This is a genomic window from Floridaenema aerugineum BLCC-F46, from assembly GCF_041929345.1.
Taxonomy (GTDB): Bacteria; Cyanobacteriota; Cyanobacteriia; order Cyanobacteriales; family Aerosakkonemataceae; genus Floridanema; species Floridanema aerugineum.
Genome location: NZ_JBHFNQ010000015.1, coordinates 1 through 10,619 on the forward strand (window position 1 = coordinate 1; position 10,619 = coordinate 10,619).

Annotated in this window: 11 protein-coding genes; 5 read left to right on the forward strand and 6 right to left on the reverse strand. The window is 41.4% G+C overall.

Annotation, left to right across the window (positions count from 1 at the left end; all coding sequences use genetic code 11):
- Nucleotides 1–431 precede the first annotated feature (431 nt).
- The 5 genes from ACE1CC_RS01890 (at nt 432) to ACE1CC_RS01910 (ending at nt 4,993) form a co-directional block, all read left to right on the forward strand.
- The gene (locus ACE1CC_RS01890) at nt 432–2,129 is read left to right on the forward strand and encodes an alpha/beta hydrolase (RefSeq protein WP_413268780.1); all 1,698 of its coding nucleotides are present in this window, start codon (nt 432–434) and stop codon (nt 2,127–2,129) included.
- A gap of 27 nt (nt 2,130–2,156) precedes the next feature.
- Complete coding sequence (truB, locus tag ACE1CC_RS01895; RefSeq protein ID WP_413268781.1) at nt 2,157–3,059, forward strand: tRNA pseudouridine(55) synthase TruB; 903 nt, start codon at nt 2,157–2,159, stop codon at nt 3,057–3,059.
- Between the two features lie 140 nt (nt 3,060–3,199).
- Nucleotides 3,200–3,781, forward strand: coding sequence for a rhomboid family intramembrane serine protease (locus ACE1CC_RS01900; protein WP_413268782.1), 582 nt, complete (start codon nt 3,200–3,202; stop codon nt 3,779–3,781).
- 178 nt (nt 3,782–3,959) lie between these two features.
- Entirely contained in the window at nt 3,960–4,358 is a 399-nt protein-coding gene (locus ACE1CC_RS01905) for a DUF3011 domain-containing protein (RefSeq protein WP_413268783.1), read from the forward strand.
- 131 nt (nt 4,359–4,489) lie between these two features.
- Entirely contained in the window at nt 4,490–4,993 is a 504-nt protein-coding gene (locus ACE1CC_RS01910) for an MAPEG family protein (protein ID WP_413268784.1), read from the forward strand.
- 668 nt (nt 4,994–5,661) lie between these two features.
- Here the strand turns inward: ACE1CC_RS01910 and ACE1CC_RS01915 are convergent.
- The 6 genes from ACE1CC_RS01915 to ACE1CC_RS01940 form a co-directional block, all read right to left on the reverse strand.
- Nucleotides 5,662–6,312, reverse strand: coding sequence for a zinc ribbon domain-containing protein (locus ACE1CC_RS01915; protein WP_413268790.1), 651 nt, complete (start codon nt 6,310–6,312; stop codon nt 5,662–5,664).
- A complete protein-coding gene (hpsU, locus tag ACE1CC_RS01920) occupies nt 6,303–6,857 on the reverse strand; it encodes a hormogonium polysaccharide biosynthesis acetyltransferase HpsU (RefSeq protein ID WP_459563782.1) in 555 nt (184 codons plus the stop codon). Before hpsU ends, ACE1CC_RS01915 begins: the two co-directional genes overlap by 10 nt.
- 58 nt (nt 6,858–6,915) lie before the next feature.
- Nucleotides 6,916–7,896 (reverse strand): glycosyltransferase family 2 protein, encoded by a 981-nt coding sequence (locus ACE1CC_RS01925; protein ID WP_413268786.1) that lies wholly within the window; start codon nt 7,894–7,896, stop codon nt 6,916–6,918.
- The gene (locus ACE1CC_RS01930; protein ID WP_413268787.1) at nt 7,832–9,127 is read right to left on the reverse strand and encodes an RNA-guided endonuclease InsQ/TnpB family protein; all 1,296 of its coding nucleotides are present in this window, start codon (nt 9,125–9,127) and stop codon (nt 7,832–7,834) included. Before ACE1CC_RS01930 ends, ACE1CC_RS01925 begins: the two co-directional genes overlap by 65 nt.
- A 177-nt stretch (nt 9,128–9,304) precedes the next feature.
- Nucleotides 9,305–10,222 (reverse strand): glycosyltransferase family 2 protein, encoded by a 918-nt coding sequence (locus ACE1CC_RS01935; RefSeq protein WP_413268788.1) that lies wholly within the window; start codon nt 10,220–10,222, stop codon nt 9,305–9,307.
- A gap of 192 nt (nt 10,223–10,414) precedes the next feature.
- Nucleotides 10,415–10,619, reverse strand: a 205-nt coding sequence (locus tag ACE1CC_RS01940) for a hypothetical protein (RefSeq protein WP_413268789.1), incomplete at its 5' end; no start/stop codon positions are given.

The window sequence follows — 10,619 nt, forward strand, 5'->3', positions numbered from 1 at the left end:
ATGATAATCTTAAGGTTCTGACGCACCCTACTTAATCTAAATTGAAAAGTTGTAGGGTGTGTCAGATAGCATAATTTTAGACAACGAATGATAATCTTAAGGTTCTGACGCACCCTACTTAATCTAAATTGAAAAGAAAATGTAGAGAGGTTGTATACAACCTTATGTAGAGACGTTGTATACAACCTCTCTACATGGTAAAAATTAAGAGTATTTACTGAAGCGAGAAAAAGACAATTAGGTTTTATATTGTAACAAATTATTTGATAATTGTGTAAAGCTGATTTGCAGCTTTGTTTAAAATCACAGAAGTCTCGACGTTTGGGAAATTGTTGGTCAGTATAGAAGTAGGTAAAGAGCATCGTTGTACTTGTTTTGAACGATGAGCCGCCAAGTTATTGCAGAATTTGTCTTGTGAAACCTCCTAAATTATGCGTCAATTAACTGATTCGCTCCATAAGTCATTTAACTGGGTAGGAATTTTGCTAGGAATTTCTCTGCTGACAACTATGGGATCTACTTTTCCTGCAAGATCCGCAGAGAGAGTGCAAGTGTCTTTAGACATCTTAGAACGTACAATTTCTGTAAATTCTTTGGAAGCTTACGCTAAAAGAGGGGTAGTTAACAACGATTTAGCACCTTACATTCAATATATTAGACCCCAACAACAAGAACAGTTGCGCCGCATTTTACTGAAACGTTTAGAAGTTAGACCGATCGCAGTTTCCCAATTCTTCAACACCCCCCAAGCAGAAATTTTACTGCGAAGATTAGGACAAGTTATTCAGACGGAATCAGGAGAATATGGTTCCCAAGCAATTCAACAAGCGTTAATTTCTGCCGCTAACGATCCAGAGGGAATTACCTTACTAAATGTTTTACGCAAATTTCCTGCTTCTGGAGTCAGAATTGATTTAGCAAGAGGTTTACAACTTGCTGATGATTTATCTAAAGTAATTGAGCAAACTAATAAAGCAATAGCAGCTGTTAATGAACAAGCAACTACTTTAGCAGTTAATCAAACTTCTGTACAAATAGCTGCATTACCAAACTTACGCCAACCGGGATATTTCACTGTTAACAAGCAAACAAGACAATTCCAAGATTGGCGGCGCAACCGCAGTTTTACCGCTGATATTTACTTACCAATTCCTGAAGGAATTAAGCAACAATCAACAGCAGCACCAGTAATTGTAATTTCTCATGGTTTAGGTTCAGATAGAGAAACTTTTGCTTATTTAGCTCAACATTTAGCTTCATTCGGACTAGCGGTTGCTGTATTAGAACATCCCGGTAGTAATGCACAGCAATTGCAAAATTTGTTTGAAGGTAAAGCAGAAGAAGTCGCGCCACCTTACGAATTCATTAATCGACCTTTAGATGTCAAGTTTCTCCTCGATGAATTAGAAAGACTTTCCCAAACAGATATTTTGTATCAAGGTCGTTTAAATGCTCAACAAGTGGGAGTAATTGGACAATCTTTTGGTGCTTACACTGCATTAGCTTTGGCAGGTGCCCAGATCAATTTTAACAGTTTGAAACAGGATTGTGCTGCCATTAATAATACTTGGAACTTGTCACTTTTACTGCAATGTCGCGCTTTGATTTTACCAAATTATAACTATAATTTGCAAGATTATAGAGTCAAAGCGGCGATCGCTATTAACCCAATTGGTAGTAGCGTTTTTGGCAAAGATGGACTGAATAATATTAATATTCCGGTTGCCTTAGTTGCGGGTACTGCTGATACAGTTGCACCCGCTTTACCAGAACAAATTAAGCCTTTTACCTGGCTAAATAACCCCAATCGATATTTGTTAATCATGAATAACGGTACACACTTTTCTACTTTAGCTGAGTCTCAATCTACTGTACCTTTGCCGTCACCAGTAATCGGCCCAGATCCAGCCTTGGCGCGTGATTACATAAAAGCATGGAGTGTAGCTTTCTTTAAGTTTTATGTCGCTAATGATCCAGAATATAAAGCTTATTTGACTCCATCCTACATTAGATATTTGAGTCAAGAGCCTTTACCTTTAAGTTTGGTGCGATCGCTCTCCGAAGCTGAGTTACAATTAGCATTGGAGCGTCCATCTCCAGAGCTAATCATCTCACCTAATCGTAACTAAAAATCACCAATTATTAATTACTAAATCGTGCAAGGTTTCCTCAACTTAAACAAACCATTCGGTATTACTTCTCACGACTGCGTAGCTAAAGTACGCCGTCTATTACATCAAAAAAAAGTCGGACATGGCGGCACATTAGATCCCGCAGCAACAGGCGTTTTACCCATTGCCTTGGGTAAAGCAACTCGCCTGTTACAATACCTGCGGGAAGACAAAGCATATCGCGCCACAATTAAACTAGGAGTAACTACCACTACAGACGATTTGCAAGGAGAAGTAATTGCTCAAAATTCAGGAAATGAATTAACTTTAGAACAGGTGAAATTAGCCTTAGAAAAATTCCAGGGAACTATTCAACAAATTCCACCTAATTATAGTGCAATTCAAGTTCAAGGGAAACGTTTATATGAGTTAGCCCGTGCTGGAGAAACGATTACAATTGCCCCTAGACCTGTGGAAATTCATCAAATAGAAATTTTAGATTGGCGTGCTGGAGAATTCCCGGAATTAGACTTAGAAATTGCTTGTGGGCCTGGTACTTATATTAGAGCGATCGCACGCGATTTAGGAATAACCTTACAAATTGGCGGAACTCTCGCCGCCTTAACTCGCACCGCCAGTTGTGGCTTACAATTAACCGAAAGTTTGACTTTTACAGAGTTAGAAACTCACATAGAACAAGGAACATTTAACCCTATTTCTCCAGAAACAGCTTTAAGTCATTTAGAAGTAGTTAACCTAGCCGAACCAGATGCCCGTCGCTGGTGCCAAGGACAACGCCTATCTCTACCCGAAAATTACCCAAAATATTCTTTCGGGAAAAAGCGCGTCCAACAGGAAACCGGGCAATTTCTAGGAATTGGGGAAATAGTAAACTCCGAGCCTACACAGATATTAATTCCCCAACTTGTATTTGAACCAATTTCATAAGTAAGAAAAAAACCAATTCTGGTAATATTTAATTTATATACAAGCATGAAGCTAACTTAAAAGTGCCAATTCCTTGAGCAAAACAATGCTGAACTTGCTATCTTGTAAATATACAAAAAACAATTACCAAAGGTATAAAAATGAGTAGAGATCAGGTAAAAGGAATTATCAATGAATTAAAAGCCCAGGTGTTCATCTTGGGTGGTACTGTTGCCTTAATGTGGATTGTGGAATTTTTCGACCTAATCGTTTTCCAAGGTAGACTGGACTACTTTGGGATCATTCCCGGTTCAGTTATTGGACTGCGTGGAATATTATTTGCGCCCTTTCTACATGGAAACTTCTTACACCTAGCAGCCAACACTATACCCTTTGTAACTCTTGGCTGGTTAATTATGTTACGAGAAACCAGCGATTTTCTCGTTGTCAGTGCCATCTCAATGATAGTTAGCGGTCTAGGCGTTTGGCTATTTGCACCTCCCAATAGTATTCATATTGGTGCTAGTGGAGTTGTGTTTGGATATCTGGGCTATTTACTATTTCGGGGCTATTTTCAACGTAGCCCTGGATCTATTTTTTTATCATTATTCGTAGGCTCGGTTTACGGTAGTATGATTTGGGGTGTTCTTCCGACACAAATCGGGATTTCTTGGCAAGGACATTTGTTTGGCTTTATCGGTGGTGCGATCGCAGCCCGTTTACTTACCCGCAAAAAGTACTAAAATTCTTCCTAAAAAGCGCTGTAACTGTTACCACAATTCTCAATTACCCAATCAGATAACTGAAAAACACCAAATATATAGGTAGTTGACGAGAGTAGCTAACTTAGGGATACTGTTGGTCTATCGGGGCGCAGATGCAAAAGCTACCTAAGCCCAGTACAGTGAGGAGTTTAACCTGATGACCAATCTGTGTCAAAAAGTCGCTTTCGCTGGTGCTGCTACTGTTGCAGTTGCGGCTACTATAATCATGGCTGAGTCTGCCTCGGCTCAAAGCGTTGCTATTTGCCAGAGCGTTAATTTTGAAACCATAAGATGTTCAATTAATACCCGACGTGGCGTATTTCTCGAAAGACAATTATCTCGCGCCGCTTGCGTAGAGGGTATTGATTGGACTTACGGTAGAGGTTTTGTTTGGGTAAGAAACGGATGTCGCGCCGAATTTCGCTCAGGCGATGTTAGCGATAACTGGAACTGGAACGCTCCCGACGAAGAAATATGTTGTATCCAAGAGTGTTACCAACCACCAAGACGCAGACAGCGTGTTCGTCGCCCCAGAAGAATTCCGCGTTGCCCATAATAGGGGGCAGGGGGAAAGTTTTGAGTTTTGAATGAGAGAGTTTTGAGTTAATGAACTTCCCCTTGTCCCATTGTCCCCGCTGCTTAGATCTATAAATGCTTCATAGAGAAAGTTGATTATTTAACAAATCAATGTCTGCAATAATTCCCATCTCAACCTTTTTCATTGGCTGTCACGGGTTACTGGCTTTGGGTTTATCCTATCAGGTAGTCATGGAACGTACCCGGACTCGCATTTGGCATGGAGCAACAACCGCAGAAGTTGCCTCACAACCTGATTACCTAAAAAATCCTAATGCCTGGGCTGCTTTTGTGGAGAAACTGACGCAAAAGACTGTTGTGACAAAACAAGCAGATGATGGTGTGTTGCAGCGAAAGATTAGAGCCTACGGCAATTTTACCGAGTATGTTCCGATCGCTTTATTATTTCTGGTAGCTCTGGAATTGATGCAAGCTGCAACTTGGTTAATTTGGATGTTGGGTGCAATGCTAATTGTGGCACGGATTGGCCATGCTTGGGGACTGATTCAAACTTATGGGCCTTCGCCGGGACGAGCGATCGGCTTTTTTGGCACTTGGCTAGTTTACATTATTGGTAGCGTGGCTTGTCTCTACTATAGCGTTCAGCAATTTTGATTCTTCAGGCTATCCCGTTACTAGCAGGACTTACTATTTGTAGGGTGCGTTAGTAAAACGTAACGCACCATTCCACCATATTTAGCATTACTGCGTAAGCCCTGAATTTTGGATTTTGGCTACTTCGTAGTATTTTGAGCCGTCATTAACATGGCCGTATCTAACTTGTCATTGGATTCAATTTCTTAGTCACTTTGTCTCTCGTATAAGACCCAGATGAAGTCTGCTATTGCTTTCGCTCAAGGGCAAATTTTGAACCCCTATCTGGAGCATTACCTCCAGCTTTCGCTTTCTCATCCATCCTTTACCCTCCAGGGGATTCTGTCATTGTTGCCTTTGACTTACTAGGGTGAATCGACCTTCCCTAGACCTTGTAGGGCTTACCCTGTTGATTCCTTTGTTGTTCTGTCTTTCCTTGGGTGTTATCTCTTCTGCGACGGGTTTTGTTATTCACAGGTCTTGATGAGATACAACCATCCAGACTTTCCCGTATATGCCTATCAGCCTTATTTGGTCATTCATTGGGTCACGCAGTTTATCGATAATTCACCTAGTTCACCTTTGGAAGGACTCCCTCTAGCTCCTAACCAGCTTAGGCTGCTAGCTTCGGCTACATTTGTGGTCTGCATTCCGTCTATTCCATTTCTGTACTGAGACGTGACCGGACTCTATATGAGTCTTTTACATGAGGGTAAGGGCTGTGAATCCCTTAGTGGAGTAGGCTCCACGAAACAAAAGAACCCTTTTTCAGGTCGCACCGTATCAACCAATGCACGAAGAAAGATTCCTCGCGCACCATTCAAGTCTCGGTTCATAACACGGTTATCAATGCCAGACTTGATGAATTTAGCCCCGCCTAATTTGTCGATAATTTCTCCAGTCCAGCTAACAGTTTTTGATGTATAACCTTCATTAACATCAATCACTATCTTGTTGTGTTCAAACGCCTTATGCTTTAAGAACAACTTAAACTTATAGTGTGAAAGCGTTAACATCTGACGCACTGACTTGGAGCGAATTCTCCTCTTCCCTTTGCGTGACATAAATTTGCATCTGCTAATCCCACCACCATTCACATACTTTTCCTTGGCTTTCTTTACTGCCTGACAAGCATCTTTGACGGCAATATTTTTAATTTGATATGGCGCATCTTTACACCAATCAGGCAAGCTTTGAATAATGCCAGTTTTAATTTTTTTCCATTGGGCTTTGGTTCCCTTTTGTTGCAAATAACGGATGGTTTCGTTGTAGGCAAAACGGGATACTCCAAACCAGTATTTAATCTTCTGTTTCTGTTGTGGACTCAGTTTTAGATAAATCTTCCTTTAACTTGTCTGGGATGATGGGCACGGCAGGGACTACCCCAACAAACTTGTCCGGCAGGCAAACTGCGAAAGACGCTGCTGCGTGCGCCCACTATTGTATTTGCGCCAATTTCTACGCCCGGGCCAACAAAGGAATCAGTTGCTACCCAAACTCCGTTGCCAATGGTAATCGGCGCGGTAATTAAACTAAAAGCGGGGTCTTCAAAATCGTGATCTCCGGTGCAAAGGTAGCATTCTTGGGAAATGACGCTGTGCCGACCGATGCGAATGTAATCCAAACTATATAAAACTACGTCATCACCAATCCAGCTGTAATCGCCTATTTCCACTTTCCAAGGGTAGGTGAAACGGGCGGTAGGTCGAATGACGACTCCTTTGCCGATTTTTGCCCCAAATAAACGCAATAAGGCGATTCTGGGTGCGTGGAGTTGGTGGGGTGTGAGGGGAAATACGATCGCTTGCACCAACCACCAAAGTAAAATTATCCAATTAGAACGACCGCGATCGAAATTTGATTGATCGTACTTTCGTAAATCCATCCAAGGTTCCGCATCCAGCAAAGACTCTTTTTTGGATGCAGAATTTGGATCAGTTGGTTCAGGAACCCACTGAGTCATAAGCTGTAGTGTCGCTAGTGGTAGGAGAATCGGTTGTAGATGTCACAGTTTTTGGGGGAGTTGGTTGTGGGGCGTTGTTTAACTGACCACCAAAACGGCGTAATTCGTAGAGTTTTACCCCAATTTGATATTCATATTGGCTCAAAAGTCTAGCATAAGTATATCCGGCTCTCCCATCCAAAAAGCCCAGTTGGAAAACATAACTGATCAAAAAGCGTAGAAAGGGTTTAAAAGGTAAGCGTACCCAAACTTTCTTTAAAAAGCGTTTGCGTTGGACGGCATCTCCCAAAATATTAGCGCCGATCGTACCATCATCTCCCCTGCCAGTTAACAAGTTCAAATAAACGCGAGCTTCCCAATTAGAATAACGATTGTGTCGTTCTAACCAGTGATAAATATCGCGAAAGTCAATGTGCAGCATATCATTTTTTAGATAGCCAACTTTGCCTTCTAAAATTACGTGCTCGTGAACTTCGTTATCTCCGGTATTGCGAATTTCTTCCGTACCTAAGTTTTCATAACGTCCTTTTTGATGACGGAATAAGCGCAAATTCCAATCAGGATATCTACCACCATGCTGAATCCAAGTTCCCAGGAAAAAGACTTTCCGATTCAAGTAATAGCCGTTGTAATCTGGGTTTTCAATAGCAGCGGCAATTTCTGCCCAAAGTTCTGGGGTAATGCGTTCGTCACAATCGACTATTAACACCCATTCATTGCGGAAGGGCAAATTTTCCAATGACCAGTTTTTCTTTTTCGGCCAACGACCGTTAAAGTAAAACTGAACTACATTTGCTCCATATTTTTGGGAAATTTCTATCGAGCGATCGCTACTTTGCGAATCTACGACAAAAACTTCATCCGCAACTGCTACACTTTCTAAACAAGCTGGCAAGTTAGCTTCTTCGTTTTTGGCGGGAATCAACACGGAAACTGGGATTTTTTTGGCTGTGGCAGTCATGATTAGTGGTGCTTAATTTAGCAATAAACTTCAAGATAATTGGCAAGTAAACTACCCCGCCCGCTCCAGAGGGCGGAGCTTTTGGTAGCCCTAAATCTATGGGACAAGCCAATAAATTTGAGCCTCTAGGTTGGTTTACACTCAACCCCAATAGTGCAATCGTTTTAGAGCCGTTTTCATCAGCATCTCCAATCCATCCACATTGTTGATTGACGCACTTAAATTTTTTCTCAGTTCTTATGCCAATATGCAAACAACAATGACAACTTTGCGACGTATAGGCAGGATTGACAGCGATAATTTTTACGCCTTCCTTAATACCTTTATATTCCAAGAAAGTTCTTAACTGATAAAACGCCCAATAATTAATTCTTCGACGCTCAGTTTTGCTTCTTGGTTTGTTGTTTAAACCTTCTCTAATACCAGTTAAATCTTCGATAGCTACAAAGGATTGAGTGTTTCTCGCTTCTAAAATGATTGCCTTGCTGATGTTATGGTTTAGCCAAGCTTGGTATCTTCTTTCTCTCCCCGATAACCGTTGCAGAATTTGACGGCATCTACGCCGTGTCGTTCTTGTGCCTTGGTTCGTTTTTTTCTGCAAAGAAGTCCTAACTTGACTATATCTATCTCGCACATCTTGAATATGTTTGCCTGACCAAGATTTACCTGTGCTGGTAACAGCGATATCTCTTCGACCAAAATCAACCCCGATCGCATTGTCCGTTTTTAATGGTTCTCTTGGTTCTGATTTTAGCTGAATATGGACATACCAATAGCCGTCTTTGTGCAAACAAACTTGAGCCGAGGTTGGTTCTTGTCCGGCTAACTTACCACGATGATAGTTACTTGCTTTTAAGGGGATAGTAGCTCGTTTACCCGTTGTGCTGATGCTCACACTCCAATTCTCTTCAATGAATCTAAATGTCCGAGCGTCACAATCAAAGCTGGTTGGTTTAAAGCCTTTAACTTTCTTACCTTTTTGTTTAGCTGTCAGCCGATTGGCTCCTACCCTAGCGCAAGCTCTAACGACATGGTTAGAAGTTAATCCAAACTTTGTCTTTACATCTCTGTAGCAAACTGCTTGGATTGAGTTTCTATTGGTTAGGTTTGGGTTAACTGTTTCATTGATCCAATTACAAGCTGACGCAAAAGCACTAGATGTATCCGCCAACAATTTGCGTTGGTTTTCAGATACATCAAGTCTTACAACTAGCGTCAATACTTGTTCCATAAGCTTAATAAACTCACTAATATGAGTATACATCAAATAAAAGATTCGCTACTGCTCAGTTGTTAGTGTAAGGGGTGTGCTTTCCTCTCCTACCTAAAAGAGGAAGGAGAGGAAAGCACACCCCTTACCAACCCCGTTATCGGTGAGTCTCAGGAGAAACCAACTCATCCCCTGTTCTTATTTTTCCCGTCTGGCGGCAGAAAATAACCCCATGATTACGGCACTTAAATATCCAATTTGACCATAGCTATACACTAAATTTTCAAACCGTCGGTCGGGATGGCGAAAATATTTCATTGATTTATAAACACCATACATTAAGCGTTCGCCACCTCGTCCTATTTGTTTTACTCCGGCTTTCCCGACTAGTTGTTCGCGGTAATATTCGCTGATGCCTTGCCACCAACCTCGACTTAAAAACCATTGGGGGTTAACTCGTTCTGGGGAAACGTTGTGCTCGACTAAAGCTTCGGGAAGATAGGCTACTTGCCAACCTCGGTTTAAAGCTTGTTCTGTCATTAGTAGTTCTTCGTTGGATAGTAATTTTTTCCCAACTCGACCCAGGTTAATGTCGAAACCACCGATTTCTTCGAGAAACTTGCGTCGAATTGAATAGTTTAACCCTCTTGGAGTTAAGCCTGGTCGATCGATATATACAATTTTGTCACCCAGATTATATGCACCCAAATTTCCCGCTAAGTCATCGGAAAGCCAATCCGGGGGTAAGATTCCCTCCGGCCAAATTAGGGTAACTTTGCCACCTGCGATCGCCAATTTTTCATTGCTTTGATAAGCTGCATACAGTACACTTAACCAATTGGGACTTGCTACGGCATCATCATCAAGATATGCGAGAATCTGACTTGTAGCTGATTTAGCGCCTGTGTTGCGAGCTACGGATAATCCCGTGATTGGTTCATATATATATTTCACGCTAGGGCGTGCTTGAACTATTTCACGAGTGCGATCGCTCGAAGCGTTGTCTACAACAATTATTTCATAATCAGGAAAATCTTGTGCTAGCAAACTATCAATAGCCGCACCTAAATATTTTTCTCGATTATGTGTACAGATAATTGCAGAAATTTCCGGCATAAACTTCCGCCTAATTGTTAGCTAGCTATATCGCTTGTTTACGAAAAGCTAAATTTGTCACCAAAAGTCTTAATTATTACTTTTTGGAGATGAACCCAAAAAAATTATAGTTGAACTTTTCTCATGCTAACAAATAAAAGTCTTTCTAGATATCCGTAAAATCTTTGACACTTGTCCCGTTATTGAGTACCGTTAACTACGTAGCGTAAAAGGGAAGAAGCGTTTATTGATCAGATTGTTCGCAGTTTTTAACAAAAATGTCGGCAGAAGTCCCTTGCCTAAAATCTCCGATTTAGTTGGGGATGAATGACGACGTGCGACCTGAACTGGTCGTCTAGTACGAGGAACCCTGTCCTCTAGGAGATTCACACCTCCTACCCCCACGTAAAAGACTCTC

Coding starts and splice junctions, on each gene's coding strand:
- ACE1CC_RS01890 (WP_413268780.1), top strand. CDS start 432: ATGCGTCAATTAACTGATTCGCTCCATAAGTCATTTAACTGGGTAGGA.
- ACE1CC_RS01900 (WP_413268782.1), top strand. CDS start 3,200: ATGAGTAGAGATCAGGTAAAAGGAATTATCAATGAATTAAAAGCCCAG.
- ACE1CC_RS01905 (WP_413268783.1), top strand. CDS start 3,960: ATGACCAATCTGTGTCAAAAAGTCGCTTTCGCTGGTGCTGCTACTGTT.
- ACE1CC_RS01910 (WP_413268784.1), top strand. CDS start 4,490: ATGTCTGCAATAATTCCCATCTCAACCTTTTTCATTGGCTGTCACGGG.
- hpsU (WP_459563782.1), bottom strand. CDS start 6,857: ATGGATTTACGAAAGTACGATCAATCAAATTTCGATCGCGGTCGTTCT.
- ACE1CC_RS01925 (WP_413268786.1), bottom strand. CDS start 7,896: ATGACTGCCACAGCCAAAAAAATCCCAGTTTCCGTGTTGATTCCCGCC.
- ACE1CC_RS01930 (WP_413268787.1), bottom strand. CDS start 9,127: ATGGAACAAGTATTGACGCTAGTTGTAAGACTTGATGTATCTGAAAAC.
- ACE1CC_RS01935 (WP_413268788.1), bottom strand. CDS start 10,222: ATGCCGGAAATTTCTGCAATTATCTGTACACATAATCGAGAAAAATAT.